This window comes from Bacillus sp. FSL R5-0523 (assembly GCF_037975295.1).
In the GTDB taxonomy this organism is placed as follows: Bacteria; Bacillota; Bacilli; order Bacillales; family Bacillaceae; genus Bacillus; species Bacillus subtilis.
The window spans coordinates 3,278,177-3,293,250 of sequence record NZ_CP150251.1; the positions used below are offsets into that span (position 1 = coordinate 3,278,177).

Sequence of the window (15,074 nt, forward strand, 5' to 3'; positions counted from 1 at the left end):
CCCAAATAAGGGGAGGCTTTTTCATTAGAATGTTTTTCCTGCTTCTTTCGCACGCGCAATCGCGTCTTCTTTGATTTGCTGTGCTTTATCAGGCTCCGCATTATGTCCCTCTACGAAAATGCCATCGAATGATGGTACGCCGAAGAAGTTCATCATGATGCCGATGTAGCGGTGCCCCATTTCCATCTCAGCCGCAGGGCCTTCTGAATAGTAGCCGCCGCGAGCTTGGATATGAATTGCTTTTTTATCAGTCAACAAGCCGACAGGACCTTGTTCTGTGTATTTGAATGACTTTCCTGCAACGGCAACAGAATCAAGATACGCTTTCATCACTGGCGGGAATGAGAAGTTCCATAAAGGTGTAACAAATACGTACTTATCAGCTGATGCAAATTGGTCGCTAAGCTCTCCCAAACGGCCTACTTTCGCTTTTTCGCTTTCAGAAAGCTCTTCAAAGCCTGTACCTGACTGAAGCTTTCCCCATCCGCTGAATACATCTGCGTCAATGTGCGGGATGTTTTCTTTGTACAAATCGATATGTACAACTTCATCATTTGGATTTGCTTCTTTGTAAGATTCGATAAATGCTTTACCTGTTGCCATACTGTACGAAGTTGCTTCGTCATGCGGATGAGCAGTGATATATAATACTTTTGCCATTTTTACCAGCCCTTTCGTTTTTAAAAATCACACACCAATTATTATCATACAGATGCATAATGATTATTCTGTCTCTCTTAGACTTTATTATAGAGACAAAGAAATTTACTTTCAAGTAAAACATCTCGAATTAAAGATTATTTAACTTTCCAAACAGCTTACTTTTCAAAAGCTGTTCTCAAGCCTGAATACAGCGCGGACAATTCTTTACTGATTCGAGGATAATGAGGAACATGCGGCACTTGAATATCCGCAGGCACCCTTTTCATGATAAAGGATTGCTGAGCCTGTTCAAAAAACGCCCGCAGCTGGTTGATCTCTTCATCAGTAAACGGAGCAGGCGGACGGCGGTGAGCTTGGGCCGAGAGCAAATAGTACCCTAAGTGCTGAGCACCGGAAATGGCAGGCCAGAGCGCATCAGCATTCGCATGAGGAAACTCTCCAAGCGCCTTGTCATACGCATCCCGAAGCCTGACAAGACTCACCCTTAACTTGTGTTCGTCGGCATTCTGCCCGGTTAACAGTTTCTCCATAAACTGCCCTTCCAGCCGGATGACGTTCCTCATCAGTTCAGGCAGCCGCTTCGTTGAAAACCGCCGCCACAAAAGCATTGTTCCCAACAGCCCGATCACGCTGCCGACAGCTACATCAGTCAGCCTCGCTATCATAAAATAACCGGCGCCCGCCCCGCCATGCATACTTTCTGTGATAACAAGCGCATTTGCGGTTAAAAAGGGAACAGCCAGCGCATAATTGCGGACGATCAGCATCTCAAGAAGACATTGCAGCGCTGCAATACATAACGCAATATAAACACCGCCCGGCTTAAAAAACAGGATTGCGCCAGCCAGCATTACCCCGATCACCGTTCCGGCCGAACGCTGAATAGCCCTGTGAAGCGTAAAAACAACAGTAGTGCCAAGCATGACTGCTGCTGCCGAAAGCGGAATCCAATAGGAGCGTGCAAAGCCGAATGCGAGGGCAAACATATCGGCGGCAAACAGAACAATTCCGTACTTTAACGCTCTAATCAAAACTGGAGACTTCCAGTCAAAGGCATTTCTCAAAAAGTAAAAAGAGGATGGCAGGCGGCTTGGTTCCCCGTCAAGCTGCTTATCAAAACGTCCTGAAGCGATATGCAAAACCTCATTGATTTCTTCAAACAGCTTCCGCCTAGGCTCATATTCGTTCTCATTAATCTGATACGTACAGGAAACCCGTGCATGTGCAAGCATATCTCCGGTTTGGCGAAGTGCCTTTTCAATCTGCGCGGTCTCTCTGTCCGGCGTTTCAGCTGAAAAATGAATAATGGCAATGAATATATCGTCAGCTTTTTCAAGGAGGCGGAAAAATCGTTCATCATGCTGCGATTTTTTCCATTTATTCCCTTTCTCAAGAACCGTTTGGCGGGCTGTTCTAAGCATGAGCACCGTCTGATGCTGTGCGTTATGAAAACCTGGCGTTCCGACGGCTGAAAGACATGCAGCCAGCTGATGATATGTTTTTTGCAGCACCGCTCCCTCCGGCCCATGCTTGTTCCATAACCAGCCGATTAAAGCGATGCCCATGGCGAAAATGCCGCCGAGAAACGTCAGTCCCGCTCTGAACAGCGCTTGTGAAGGATCGGCCGGCAGCCCGGAACTGACTAAAAAGGCAAGGACAAAAAACATTGGCGCAGGGCCTTGAATGCCGAGCGCGCTAAAAATAAACATCGCCGCTGCACCGATCAGCCCCAAAACAGCCGACATCATCCAAAGCGTCCCAGACAAAAGCGTCCCTAAACCAAATGAGAGGGCGATCCCAAAGGAAACCAAGAGCAGCTTCAAGGCGCGCTTTTTGTACGATTCACCGCCCGCATATAAATAAACAAAGGCTCCGATACTTGCAATTAATCCGTAATCCGTGTGACCTGCCAATGCACCGACCAGCACAGGAAACCCTGAAGCGAAACCTGATCCGATAGCCTTTTTCCAAGGAAATGGATTTGCATGAATGCGAAAGGCATCCTTCACGATAGGCATGATTCTTTGATTGTTCGCAGCAGTTTTGTTCATTTGACAAAATCCTTTTCAATGAATGTGTAGAACTTTTCCCGTTTCTTCGCTTTAGTATGCCCAAAAACGCGGTTAGCTTCTCAATTGGTGCGGGGTCCGATAAAAAACAGAGACTTATACCGTCTCTGCTTCATTACATCAGTTTATTATAAAAGCGGCACCTGTCAGGACTGTTTTGTCCTTCTGCCTTCCTTCAAGAGCAGGTGAATAAAAAATAAAGGATAAATCAATAGATACCCATTAAACAGCCACCACACAAGATCAAAGTCACTGCTGAATGTCCAGAATGATAGCGCCTGCAGACCTGAACAACAGGTCAGCACAAGAGAAATCAGCGCCATCAGCTTCCAGTTAGCACGATTCACCCGCTGTAGGTACAAGCTGTACAACCCTGTGACAGAAATCAGGATATCCAGCGGAAAAAAAGACCAGTTCCAAGCGATCATAAACGGATGGTCATGATGTTTAAAAGCCCAGCTTTCCGGTATGAGCGAAAATCCGGCTGACAGCCAGTACAAGATAAAACCGATATCAGTCACGAGAAAAAACAGCTTCATATATCTCATTTGTACTGCCTGCTTTTATGTACCGGCTCAGACACCGCAGCATGCTCGATCAGGTTTAAAGACACAACACCGGCAATAATCAATCCAATTGAAATGACTTTCATGACACTCACATGTTCTTGAAAAAACAAAAAACCAACGACTGTAATCAGGACAATTCCCATCCCTGACCATACAGCATAAGCAACTGATACATCAATGGATTTAAGCGTAAGCGTCAGAAAGAAAAGACTCCCTCCATAAAAGAAAATCAACAGCAAACTGGGAATAAGCTTTGTAAAACCAGACGATAGCTTCATGCTGACAGTTCCCGCAACCTCAAACAAAATCGCCAAGCATAGAAACACCCAATTCACGTCGCATCAGCCTCCTCATCAGCTGTTATACCGTTAAACAAAACATCTACAATTGATTCAAGTACCTCTCCTGTCGTGAACTGATGTTTCAGTGGATATTCAGGGTCATACACTTGGTTGATGCTCCCTATATACATGTGAACAAACAGGTCCGGATTGATGTTTCTGATTCTCTTTTGCTGTTTGCACTCATTTAATAATGCTAGGACAATCGCCCATTCTTCCTTAATAAACGTGTCTAATGTAAGCCACGCATCGTAATGGTATTTCTTTAGTTCATTTAATAATCCCATGTTCAGCAGTTCCATCCCCTGCGGAAGGCTGATCAGCATTTTTTTCACCTTTTCAAGCACATTTAAACTTTCATTTTCATAGATGTCTCTTTCCATTTGCTTCATTTCGGCTAAAAATTGTTCGACAACCGCCTCAACAAGCTGATCTTTAGATGAATAATATGCATAGAGCGTCCGTTTGCTCGTTCCCAGCGCTGCAGCCAAATCATTCATCGTAAATGAAAATCCTTTTTGCTTGATCAGCCGGAAAGTTTCCGCCAGAATTCTTTTATCCATATTAATCCCCCGCTTTCGGTACCAAGAAAACTATTTCGGTACCAATATTATACGGCAGAAATTTATGGAAATCAACAATATATAAAAAAACCTCTCCTGTTGGGAGAGGTTTAAAAGACACTGCGGACCAAACCGCCGTCTGCCCGAAGTGCCGCGCCATTGATCGCAGAGGAAAGCGGGCTGCTTAAAAATGTAACGAAGTGGGCGATTTCTTCCGGACGGATCAGTCTTTGAATAATAGATGTCGGCCGGTTTTCTTTCATAAAACGTGCCTCAGCTTCTTGAACAGTCAGGTTTTCACCAGGATACAGCGAGTTCAGCATGGTTTCCACACCCTCTGTTAAGGTAGAGCCCGGCATGACGGTGTTGACTGTGACATTCGTGCCGGTTGCCAGCTCCGCCAAACTGCGGGAAATGGACAGCTGCATCGTTTTTGTCGCACTGTAATGGGCCATTTCCTGTGACGGCATAATCGCCGCTTCACTGGCAATGAAAATCACACGCCCTTCTTTTTTCTCTATCATGTTATGCAAATACCTGCGTGTCAGCCTTACACCGCTCATAATATTCACTTCAAAAAAACGAAACCATTCATCGTCGGGAATATCAAAGTACTCCGCCGGTTCAAAAATCCCTAAATTGTTGACCAAAATATCAACCTCTGGATATGCCTGAAACAGCTCATTGCAGCCTTCTTCAGTTCCCAAATCAAATGCGGCCGGATAAAGAACCGCTTCAGCATGTTGTGTTTTCAGTTCATCTATCGTCTGATTCACTTTCTCTTCCCGGCGTCCGTTAATGATCACTGCCGCACCTTCTTCAGCTAACGAAGAGGCAATAGCTTTTCCGATCCCTGATGTCGAACCGGTCACCAGTGCGGTTTTTCCTTGTAAATTCAGCTTCATTATTCATCCCTCCGTTTTTGATTCCTCTTATTTATTGACAGAAATCTGATTGGTGAAACATCTGCTCTGCAATCAGTATGAAACAGCTGGGATTGAAATGGAAGTACGCACTTTTTGGTGCCTGTGGTTTGGAGAAAAAATAAAGCAGAACCTCTTAAGAGGTTCTGCTTTATTGTCAGTATGTATGGAGACGGTGGGAGTCGAACCCACGTCCAGAAACATCGATTACTTAAGCGTCTACGAGCGTAGCCTGCATATTTATGGTTTCACTCATCTTCTTGCCTGCGGGCGGGCCTTCCGAGAGCTAGTCTGTTCATCTCTTCTTACGTTCTCAGACGGGAACGCAAGCGTAGCCTACTTGGATGTGCTCTTCACAGACACATAGGCAATGTCAGGAAGAGCTCGCTGCGCTTATTAGGCAGCTAATGCTACGTTTTGGTTAAAACTGTTAGTTTTGCCAGTTATATTTAAGTGCGTGTTTACGAGATCGCCTCTCGGCTCGCAGCTCAAGCTCGATCCATCCCTGTCGAATCCGTAACGTCCCCTTGGTATAAGGGAAATACGGGAGAAAATATCAAGCTCTCACTCAAACTGGCTATAGTCTTATTATAACATGATCACGGCTCTTTTCAATTGTCAAATCCTTCAAATGAATGGCGACGTGATCTGATCGTGAACACAGTATAGCACAGGCCTGATTTTCGAATCAAGCACTATGCCTTTAGAAGCCTTTTTGACTGTCTCTGAACGCTCTTTCGATTTCCCGCTTCGCGTCCTTGCGCTTCAGATCTTCCCGTTTGTCATAGTTCTTCTTCCCTTTTCCAAGGCCGAGAAGCACTTTGGCAAAGCCGTTTTTTAAATACAGCTTCAGCGGAACGAGAGAATAACCCTTTTCCTTTGTTAACCCGATCAGCTTGTTAATCTCCTTACGGTGCATTAACAGCTTTCTCGTCCGGAGCGGATCGTGGTTATAGCGGTTTCCCTGCTCATATGGGCTGACGTGCATATTGTGGAGAAACACTTCTCCCCGTTCGATTTTGGCGAAGGAATCCTTAAGGTTTACGCGGCCGGCGCGAATCGATTTGATTTCGGTTCCTTGCAGAACGATGCCTGTTTCATAGGTTTCTTCTATAAAATAATCGTGGTTGGCTTTCTTATTTTGAGATAATACTTTTCCTGACCCTTTTGGCATGCCAGAACCTCCTCTCTCTAAGGAAAAACTGTCCACCTTTTGCGATACGCTCTATTTTACCAAATGTCACGTACCGCTACAATGAAAAGCTGTTTCCGAAAGAAAGCAAATAGAGCGCTGCGGCCCTATTTGCTGGTTGAGCTGTTATTTCTTCTTTTTCCGTTTCTGTTTCGGCGCATTTTGGAAGCCGCGTTTTTTCTTTTTCTTCTTCGGCTTAGTAAACCATTCTCCTTTTTCCTCAGACGGCGCTGGAGAAACAGGTGTATTGGTGCTTTGAACACGTTTTCTGGCAGGCTTTCCGCGTTTTCTGCTCCCTTTGCTGTCCAATTCTCTCGGACGCCGCGGAGTGCCCTTCATGCCGACGATTTCAAAGTCGATATTGCGCTCATCTTTATTGACATCGACAACCTTGACTGTGATTTCATCCCCGATGCGGAAGACGTTGCCTGTCCGCTCGCCAATCATTGCGAAATGCTGTTCGTCAAAGCGGTAGTAGTCATCTGTCATAAAGCTGACATGGACGAGTCCTTCAATTGTATTCGGCAGCTCGACGAACATTCCGAAGTTTGTCACAGAGCTGATCATGCCGTCAAACTCTTCACCGATTTTATCAAGCATGTATTCCGCTTTTTTCAGATCATCCGTCTCACGCTCGGCGTCAACTGCACGGCGCTCCATTGATGATGTATGTTCGGCGATATCCGGCAGGCGTTCAGCCCACTTTTCCTGAGTCGTTTCATCGACTTTGCCGTTGATCAAATACGTTCGGATCAGGCGGTGAACGATTAAGTCCGGATAACGGCGGATCGGCGATGTGAAATGCGTATAGAATTCCGTTGACAGACCGAAGTGCCCCAAGCTTTGCGGGTCGTATTTCGCCTGTTTCATCGAACGGAGCATAACAGTAGATATAACCGTTTCCTCTGGTCTGTCTCGCACAGCGTCCAGAATGCTTTGCAGCGCGCGCGGATGAATATTCCCCGCCGTTCCTTTCACCACATAGCCAAATGTCGTCACAAATTCTAAAAACTTTTGCAGCTTTTCAGCATTCGGCTCTTCGTGAATCCGGTATATAAACGGGACGTTCATCCAATGGAAATGCTCTGCCACTGTTTCGTTTGCTACAAGCATAAATTCTTCAATCAGCTTCTCGGCGACAGAGCGTTCTCTGATCACAACGTCTTTAACCGCTCCTTCGTCATCAACAAGCACCTTTGCTTCTTTGAAATCAAAGTCAACGGCGCCGCGGTCCATCCGCTTATCGCGCAGAATTTGAGCCAGGCGCTCCATGTCTTTGAACATCGGAACAAGAGGCTCGTATTTTTGTTTCAGCTCTTCATCATCGTCAACAAGAATTTTATTCACATCTGAATATGTCATTCTTTCCGTTGTTTTGATGACACTTTGGAAGATCTCGTGCTCTGTCACCTGTCCCTGACTGTTAATTGTCATTTCACAAGAAAGCGTCAGGCGGTCAACCTTTGGATTTAAGGAGCAGATGCCGTTTGACAATCTGTGCGGAATCATCGGGATGACACGGTCAACCAGATACACACTTGTCCCTCTTTCAAGCGCTTCTTTGTCAATCGGCGAGTTTTCGGTTACGTAATGGCTGACATCAGCTATGTGAACGCCAAGCTTGTAGCTTCCATCATCAAGTTTCGTCACGGTAACTGCATCATCCAAATCCTTCGCATCCGCACCATCAATGGTGACAATCACCTGGTCACGGAGATCACGGCGGTCTTTCAGATCTTTTTCATCAATCGTGTCAGGCGTACTTGATGCCTGTTCCATCGCGTCAGCTGGAAATTCTCCCGGCAGGCCGTGCTTATGAATGACCGATAAAATATCAATGCCCGGGTCGTTTTTGTGGCCGAGAATGGTTTCAACCTCACCCTCTGCGTTCATGCGGCCTTCAGGATAGCTCGTCAGCTTGACAACAACCTTATGCCCTTCCGCAGCTCCATTTTTCCCATTTTTCGGAATGAAGATGTCACTCGTGATTTTTTTGTCGTCCGGAATGACAAAGCCGAAGTTTCTCGTTTCTGTATACGTGCCGACAACCCGCTGAATCGCTCTTTCTAAAATCCGTATGACGGTTCCTTCCTGCCTGGAGCCGCTTGACTGTGAGTTCAGACGCACCATGACGATATCGCCGTTCATTGCCGTATTCAGCTCATTAGGCGGAATAAACACATCACTTAACGACGTATCCTCAGGCAGCAAAAAGGCGAATCCTTTCGCATGGGCTGAAATCTTTCCTTTTATTAAATTCATCTTCTCCGGAATGCCGTAGCGGTCGCTTCTCGTCCGTACGATAAGCCCTTTTTCTTCCAAGGCGACTAACGCTTTGACGAGCTCTTTAAACTCCTCGGCTTCCGTAATATTTAACATCTCCTCAAGTTCCTGAACGGTCAGAGGTTTGTACGCCTCTTCCTTCATAAACGAGAGAAGCTTTTCCATAAATGCTTCTTTTTCCATTATCCGACCTCCTGTTGATTACCAATCGAGCTTCTCTAAAAATTCATACACATCCTGATGGACGAGGTCACGTTCTTTGTCGAGTGTAATGACATGCCCTGATTCCTCGTACCATTTCAGCTGTTTATCATCAGTTTCCACTTCGTTGTAAATAATATTGGCGCTTTCGGTATTAATCATGTGGTCATGACGGGCCTGCACCACAAATGTCGGTGAATAAATCATATCGACATTATTCCGCACATCAGCAATTAAGTCTTGCAGCGCCTTGAGGGTATTCATCGGCGTTTTTTCGAATTCTTTCATTTCCTCTTCAATTTGCTCCGGGCTTTTCCCCTCAAACTTTTTGTAATTGCGAGCGTATGAAAGAACGCCTTGATACATGACCTCTTCACTCTTAATATGCATCGGTGCGCACATTGGGACAATTCCCTTTATGGGTACAGTGTAACCCAATTTCAGCGAAAAAACCCCGCCAAGCGACAGTCCGCAGGCAGCAATGCTCTCATAGCCTTCAGATTTTAAGTATTCATAGCCAGCCATTACGTTTTTCCACCAGTCTTCGGGCCCCGTATGTACAAGTTCTTCAGGCGGGACGCCATGTCCTTCATATTGAGGCGCGTGGCACGTATAGCCGCGTTCATTCAAATATCGTCCCAGCATCCTTACATCCGCTGTATTGCCTGTAAAGCCGTGCAGCAAAAGCACCGCTTTGTCTCCGCCTTTAAATGTAAATGGTTTTGGTGTCACAACTTTCATGCTCATGTCTCCCTTTCTATCTGCACGATCATTATAGTTTTCCACAGTTTAATCAGAAAAAAACGTTTTGGATATCAGCCAGAAACGTGAAAAAGGCCTGACTTCACATCAGACCTTATACAAACATTGCCCTATAGGATATAAGCAAGCGCAATCGTTAACACGAAAAACAAGACTGCCAGCACTACCGTAATGCGGTGCAAAATTAAATCAAGACCTCTTGCTTTTTGTTTCCCGAAGAGCTGCTCCGCTCCGCCTGAAATCGCACCAGATAATCCGGCGCTTTTACTGGATTGAAGCAAAACGACAATAATAAGTGCAATGCTGACGATAACCAATAAGGTAATCAAAACTGCGTGCATCCCATACACCTCCAGACTCACTGGCTACATTACTTCTATTTTACATGAAAAGGGTTGGCATGTCACGCTGTATCAGACGCCAAAAGGCCGGATAAGACGTTTTATCTTGGTTACCCTATTCATATGAAAAGGTCAAAGGAGAAAAGCGATGCCGCTTATCAGCATAGACAGCAGGAAACATCTTTTTTATGAAGAATATGGCCAGGGAATCCCTATCATTTTTATCCACCCGCCGGGCATGGGACGCAAGGTTTTTTATTATCAGCGCCTTCTATCCAAGCATTTCAGGGTTATTTTTCCCGATTTAAGCGGCCACGGTGATAGTGATCACATCGATCAGCCAGCGTCTATTTCCTATTACGCAAACGAGATCGCGCTATTCATGGACGCTTTGCACATTGATAAAGCTGTGTTATTCGGGTATTCTGCCGGAGGCTTGATCGCGCAGCATATCGGCTTTACCCGCCCGGACAAAGTGTCACACCTTATTCTGTCCGGCGCCTACCCCGCTGTTCATAACGTAATCGGCCAGAAGCTGCACAAACTGGGAATGTATCTGCTTGAAAAAAACCCCGGTTTGCTCATGAAAATCCTCGCTGGCAGCCACACAAAAGACAGACAGCTTCGCAGCATATTAACAGACCATATGAAAAAAGCAGACCAGGCCCATTGGCATCAGTATTATCTGGATTCGCTTGGCTACAATTGCATTGAACAACTGCCCCGCCTAAACATGCCAATGCTGTTTATGTATGGCGGCCTGCGGGACTGGACCTTTACAAACGCAGGCTATTACCGAAGAGCGTGCAGACATGCCGAATTTTTCAGATTGGAATATCAGGGACATCAATTGCCGACAAAACAATGGAAAACGTGCAATGAGCTGGTGACAGGGTTTGTGCTGACACATCATTCAAGATAGAAAAAGCTTGGATCTCCTTGCGTTTTCTCTATCTCATTGACTTTTGTCAACAAAATCATAGTAAAAAAGATCCTCAAATTTCAAATTAAAATAGTGAAGCATTTTACCAATCACAAGCTGCCCCGGCCTTCTTTCTCCATTCAGCACGCGGCTCAGTGTGGCGGGTGAGACTCCGATTTCCAGCGCAAGCTGATTAAGGGAATAATCGTTATTAACCATATACTGCAAGACATAATCACGTCTAATCTGTATCTTTTCTACTGGCACTTTCCTCACCTTCCATTCCTGAAAAACTTTTTTCTATACTTTTACATTACGGCTTATGTTAACTTTTGTCAATACATTTCCAGTCTACCTATTCCCTTTAGTCAATAAACATACTAAAATATGAGTAACAGTGAGGGACGGGGTGAGATATATGGAAAGCTTTGGCGAACAATTACGGGCATTGCGTGAAGAGAGAAAGTTAACAGTCAACCAGCTGGCGACTTATTCAGGCGTAAGCGCGGCCGGCATCTCCAGAATCGAAAACGGAAAACGGGGCGTTCCCAAACCTGCCACCATCAAAAAACTGGCAGAGGCCTTAAAAATTCCTTATGAGGGGCTTATGTACAAGGCTGGTTACATCGAAGAAGTGCATGAGGACAGAGCTCCTTATGAAACGAAGTGCAAGCTGCTTGAAAAAGCGGAGGCCTATGACCTGAAAAACCTTGCTCTTCTTGAGAACGAAAAGTGGCAATATCTCAATAAAGAAGATTTGCTCATGCTGGATCATTATTTTTCGTTTATATCAGACGAAGCCAAAAAACGGTCTGCTGATGACTGACTCTTGATAGAAATGTGAGGCGATAGACCATGTCACCGTTCGGACAGCAATTACGGGAGCTGCGCCGCGCCCGCAAACTGACAGTGAATCAGCTTGCGGTGTACTCAGGCATCAGCTCGGCCACCATTTCAAAAATTGAAAACGGCAAACGCGGGACGCCAAAACCCGCCACGATTAAAAAACTGGCAGCCGTCCTGAAAGTGCCGTACGAAAACCTAATGGCCGCCGCAGGCCATATTCAGGCCTTTCCTGAAGAAATCCGCGAAGCATCTGAAAGCTATCAATCCGTTTATGACATTTACCAGACGGCTGTCACTCGCGGAGCGGAGCACCTCCCGATTTTCAATAGTCAAAAATGGGAACATCTCTCAAAGCAGGATATTGAAAATCTCAGCAAATACTTCGATTTTTTGTCTTCAGAAGCAAAAAAACGCGCCTCTTCCTCATAATCCCCTGTTTCTCTTTCTATATTTTATCAATCACGCTTGCATACCCTCCCTCGTTATTTGCGTTATAATAGTGACAGACGAGGTGAAAAGTATGAACCAATCAGAAATGTGTCCTAGATTTGAAAAAGCAGTCGACATCTTAAGTAAACGCTGGGTCGCTTTAATCGTATTTCAGCTCTTGAACGGGTCTCAGCGATTTAGCGAAATTGAAGCAGCACTTCCAAATCTAAGCGGCAGAGTTCTGTCAGAACGGCTGAAAGAACTTGAGCTTGAAGGAGTAGTAAAGCGGGATGTCATCCCTGAAACTCCGGTTCGCATCGAATATTCATTGACCGATAAAGGAAAGGCACTAGCACCCATTTTAGGTGAGATTTCTAAATGGGCGACTGAATGGATTGACCCTTCCTTTCTTGACTAATTGCTAAAACGGTTCTGATCTCAAAGACGAGAAAAGAGCCGTTTTTTATTTTTTCCCAGGTGAAAAAACGATTTCTCAGCCGATATATAGTACATCCACACATTACGTTTTTAAAGGAGACCACTATATGCGACTGACGATTTCCCGCAAATTCAGCCTGGTATTTTTGACACTGATCCTGATCAATTTACTTGTAGGCGGAATAGGCGCTTTTAATATGCAGCATATCATTCAAAAAACAGACGAAATCAACACGAAATGGATTGACGGTATCAAAGAAATCACATCGATTAATTATGTAACCGAGCACCTGTCTTCTAAAGAAAAGGACTTTCTGATTTACACAGACAAAAGCAAAATGGATACACTTGATCAAGAAATGAATCAGATCATTGAAGACATTAACCGAAAGCTCGATAACTACGAAAAAACGATCTCCACTGATAAAGAGCAGAAACTGTTCGAGCAGCTTCAAACTGAAGTGAACACCTATACGGATATTCATGCGCAAATTATCGAAAGCGGTCGCACGAATGACATGGACAAAGCAAGAGGTTTATTGGTTCAGACTGAGGCCAGCTTTGAGGATATGAAAAAAACAATCACTCAGCTTGTTGACTTAAATCAAGAAGGCAGCAACACAGCGGTAAAAGAAACGAAGGCCGTCTATCATAAAGGGCTCATTTACACTGCTTTGCTTGTGGCAGCATCGATCCTCATCAGCATTTTCATCTGGCTTTATATCACGCGAAACATTGTAAAGCCTATCATTCGCATGAAGGAATCTGCCAATCATATTGCCGAAGGCGATCTGTCGAACGATATGGAGCCGCTCAACTCAAAAGACGAGCTGGGTGATCTGAATGAAGCGCTGCAAAAAATGGTAGGGAATCTGAGAGATATTGTCGGATATTCTAAAGACATATCAAGCCGGGTTCTTTCTTCTTCACAGGTGCTTGCAACCGCAACGAATGAAACAAGATCCGGCAGCAAACATATTACCGAGACGATGAACGAAATGGCTGAGGGCTCTGAACAGCAGGCCCAAGACGCCGTGACGATTGCCGAATCGATGAATGAGTTCACCGAAAGCATTGATAAAGCCTATAATCACGGCATCACCATCAGCGATACGTCTCAAAACGTTCTCGAACTCGCGGTAAGCGGAAACGAAAATATGGCTACGTCATTACAGCAAATGAAAACCATCCATCATATTGTTGAAGAAGCCGTGCATAAAGTGAGATCACTGGAACAGCATTCTCAGGATATCAACAAGCTCGTTCAGGTCATCAACGGAATTGCCGAGCAAACGAATTTGCTGTCCCTTAACGCCGCGATTGAAGCTGCCCGCGCAGGAGAAAGCGGCAAAGGCTTCGCCGTTGTGGCAGAGGAGGTCAGAAAGCTGGCTGACGGCGTTTCTGATTCCGTGCAGGATATTACCCGGATTGTAGGCGGGACACAGCAGGAGATCCACACTGTCATTACGTACTTGGAAAGCAGCTTTACAGAAGTCGAAAAAGGAACGGAAAACCTGACAGACACCGAACAGGCTATGCGGCATATCAAGCAATCCGTCACTCATGTTGCAGACAGCATTAAGGAAGTAACGGATGGCCTGAAACAGTTAACAAACCAATCGATTACTATCAATCAATCGATTGAAAATATCGCTTCTGTATCCGAAGAGTCGGCCGCCGGCATTGAAGAAACATTTTCAATAACTGAGCAATCCGCCCATTCGATGGATCAAGTGCTTCAAAATGCTGAAGAGCTTGAGCAGCTTGCGAAGGAGCTTAATGAGAAGATGGGTCAGTTTACGATTTAAATAGAAAAAAGAGGCTGGACTCCAGCCTCTTTTTTCTATTCTATGCAGCTGATTGAACGTGTTTCGCCCCGGTTCTTTTTTTCTTCACCGGACTTAATGCCCGCTCCAGCCAGGCCATGAGCAAATCCGCCCCTACCGCCATCACCGCAGTTGGTATCGCTCCGGCTAGAATAATCGCAGTTCCGTTTGTCGCGTTTGAGCCGCGGACGATCATGTCCCCAAGGCCTCCGGCACCGACAAATGTGCCGATCGCAGTAATTCCAATGGCAATGACGAGAGCTGTGCGAAGGCCCGACATAATGACAGAAAGTGCGAGCGGGAGCTCAACCATTCTGAGCACTTGGAATTTCGTCATGCCCATTGCTTTTCCCGATTCTAAGTAGGCATGCTCAATACTGATAATGCCTGTGTACGTGTTTCGAATAATCGGCAGCAGGGAATACAGAAATAATGATAGAATCACGGTATTTGCGCCGAGCCCCATAACAAGCATTAAGACGGCGAGCATAGCGAGCGCCGGGATTGTTTGAATAACGTTTGTTACTGCAAACACCCAGGCTGACAAACGGCGAAAATGCGCGATGAGGATTCCGGCCGGAACCCCGACGACAGCGGCAAATAAAACGCCGTAAGCCGACATGAGAAAGTGGCGGCCGAATTCATCCATGACGTAACTGCCATTCTGCGCGTAATACGTCATTAACTGTTCAAGCACGTTCATTGA

The 15,074-nt window shown here is 45.5% G+C and carries 17 protein-coding genes and 1 other RNA gene; 5 read left to right on the top strand and 13 right to left on the bottom strand.

Features of this window, described 5'->3' with window-relative positions; all coding sequences use genetic code 11:
• Positions 1-24: 24 nt before the first annotated feature.
• From azoRB to secG, 11 genes are all read right to left on the bottom strand, one after another.
• The gene (gene azoRB, locus NYE53_RS16855) at positions 25-660 is read right to left on the bottom strand and encodes an FMN-dependent NADH-azoreductase AzoRB (protein ID WP_003243587.1); all 636 of its coding nucleotides are present in this window, start codon (positions 658-660) and stop codon (positions 25-27) included.
• Between the two features lie 158 nt (positions 661-818).
• Positions 819-2,714: an FUSC family protein gene (locus tag NYE53_RS16860; RefSeq protein ID WP_339245766.1), complete on the bottom strand. Its 1,896-nt coding sequence runs from the start codon at positions 2,712-2,714 to the stop codon at positions 819-821.
• A 164-nt stretch (positions 2,715-2,878) separates the two neighbouring features.
• Positions 2,879-3,280 carry a YvaD family protein gene (locus NYE53_RS16865; RefSeq protein ID WP_251188140.1) on the bottom strand — a complete coding sequence of 134 codons (402 nt, stop codon included), beginning with the start codon at positions 3,278-3,280 and terminating at the stop codon, positions 2,879-2,881.
• A complete protein-coding gene (locus tag NYE53_RS16870; protein ID WP_335387531.1) occupies positions 3,277-3,636 on the bottom strand; it encodes a multidrug efflux SMR transporter in 360 nt (119 codons plus the stop codon). Before NYE53_RS16870 ends, NYE53_RS16865 begins: the two co-directional genes overlap by 4 nt.
• Positions 3,633-4,205 carry a TetR/AcrR family transcriptional regulator gene (locus NYE53_RS16875; RefSeq protein WP_133954073.1) on the bottom strand — a complete coding sequence of 191 codons (573 nt, stop codon included), beginning with the start codon at positions 4,203-4,205 and terminating at the stop codon, positions 3,633-3,635. The genes NYE53_RS16870 and NYE53_RS16875 overlap by 4 nt, the downstream gene beginning before the upstream one ends.
• 110 nt (positions 4,206-4,315) lie before the next feature.
• Positions 4,316-5,110, bottom strand: coding sequence for an SDR family oxidoreductase (locus NYE53_RS16880; RefSeq protein WP_003228388.1), 795 nt, complete (start codon positions 5,108-5,110; stop codon positions 4,316-4,318).
• Between the two features lie 182 nt (positions 5,111-5,292).
• Positions 5,293-5,655: a transfer-messenger RNA gene (ssrA, locus tag NYE53_RS16885) on the bottom strand.
• 176 nt (positions 5,656-5,831) lie between these two features.
• On the bottom strand, positions 5,832-6,302 hold the full coding sequence (smpB, locus tag NYE53_RS16890) for an SsrA-binding protein (RefSeq protein ID WP_003220025.1): 471 nt from the start codon (positions 6,300-6,302) through the stop codon (positions 5,832-5,834).
• Between the two features lie 144 nt (positions 6,303-6,446).
• Positions 6,447-8,786 carry a ribonuclease R gene (gene rnr / locus NYE53_RS16895; protein WP_339245774.1) on the bottom strand — a complete coding sequence of 780 codons (2,340 nt, stop codon included), beginning with the start codon at positions 8,784-8,786 and terminating at the stop codon, positions 6,447-6,449.
• An 18-nt stretch (positions 8,787-8,804) separates the two neighbouring features.
• Positions 8,805-9,545: a carboxylesterase gene (locus NYE53_RS16900; RefSeq protein WP_339245776.1), complete on the bottom strand. Its 741-nt coding sequence runs from the start codon at positions 9,543-9,545 to the stop codon at positions 8,805-8,807.
• Positions 9,546-9,676: 131 nt separating this feature from the next.
• Positions 9,677-9,907, bottom strand: a complete 231-nt coding sequence (secG, locus tag NYE53_RS16905; RefSeq protein WP_003220028.1) for a preprotein translocase subunit SecG — start codon at positions 9,905-9,907, stop codon at positions 9,677-9,679.
• A gap of 148 nt (positions 9,908-10,055) precedes the next feature.
• Between secG and NYE53_RS16910 the strand changes: the two genes are divergently transcribed.
• Positions 10,056-10,829: an alpha/beta hydrolase gene (locus NYE53_RS16910; protein ID WP_327828614.1), complete on the top strand. Its 774-nt coding sequence runs from the start codon at positions 10,056-10,058 to the stop codon at positions 10,827-10,829.
• A 33-nt stretch (positions 10,830-10,862) separates the two neighbouring features.
• Here NYE53_RS16910 and NYE53_RS16915 read toward each other — a convergent pair whose 3' ends face one another.
• Positions 10,863-11,096 (bottom strand): helix-turn-helix transcriptional regulator, encoded by a 234-nt coding sequence (locus NYE53_RS16915; RefSeq protein WP_009968172.1) that lies wholly within the window; start codon positions 11,094-11,096, stop codon positions 10,863-10,865.
• Positions 11,097-11,247: 151 nt separating this feature from the next.
• Between NYE53_RS16915 and rghR the strand changes: the two genes are divergently transcribed.
• From rghR to NYE53_RS16935, 4 genes are all read left to right on the top strand, one after another.
• Entirely contained in the window at positions 11,248-11,655 is a 408-nt protein-coding gene (gene rghR, locus NYE53_RS16920) for a transcriptional repressor RghR (protein WP_003235175.1), read from the top strand.
• Positions 11,656-11,684: 29 nt separating this feature from the next.
• Positions 11,685-12,104, top strand: a complete 420-nt coding sequence (locus tag NYE53_RS16925) for a helix-turn-helix transcriptional regulator (RefSeq protein ID WP_174616599.1) — start codon at positions 11,685-11,687, stop codon at positions 12,102-12,104.
• 91 nt (positions 12,105-12,195) lie between these two features.
• Positions 12,196-12,522: a catDE operon transcriptional regulator CatR gene (gene catR, locus NYE53_RS16930; protein ID WP_003242888.1), complete on the top strand. Its 327-nt coding sequence runs from the start codon at positions 12,196-12,198 to the stop codon at positions 12,520-12,522.
• A gap of 127 nt (positions 12,523-12,649) precedes the next feature.
• Positions 12,650-14,350, top strand: coding sequence for a methyl-accepting chemotaxis protein (locus NYE53_RS16935; RefSeq protein WP_339245779.1), 1,701 nt, complete (start codon positions 12,650-12,652; stop codon positions 14,348-14,350).
• 40 nt (positions 14,351-14,390) lie between these two features.
• Here the strand turns inward: NYE53_RS16935 and opuBD are convergent, their stop codons facing one another.
• Complete coding sequence (gene opuBD, locus NYE53_RS16940; protein WP_339245781.1) at positions 14,391-15,071, bottom strand: choline ABC transporter permease OpuBD; 681 nt, start codon at positions 15,069-15,071, stop codon at positions 14,391-14,393.
• Positions 15,072-15,074: the final 3 nt, after the last annotated feature.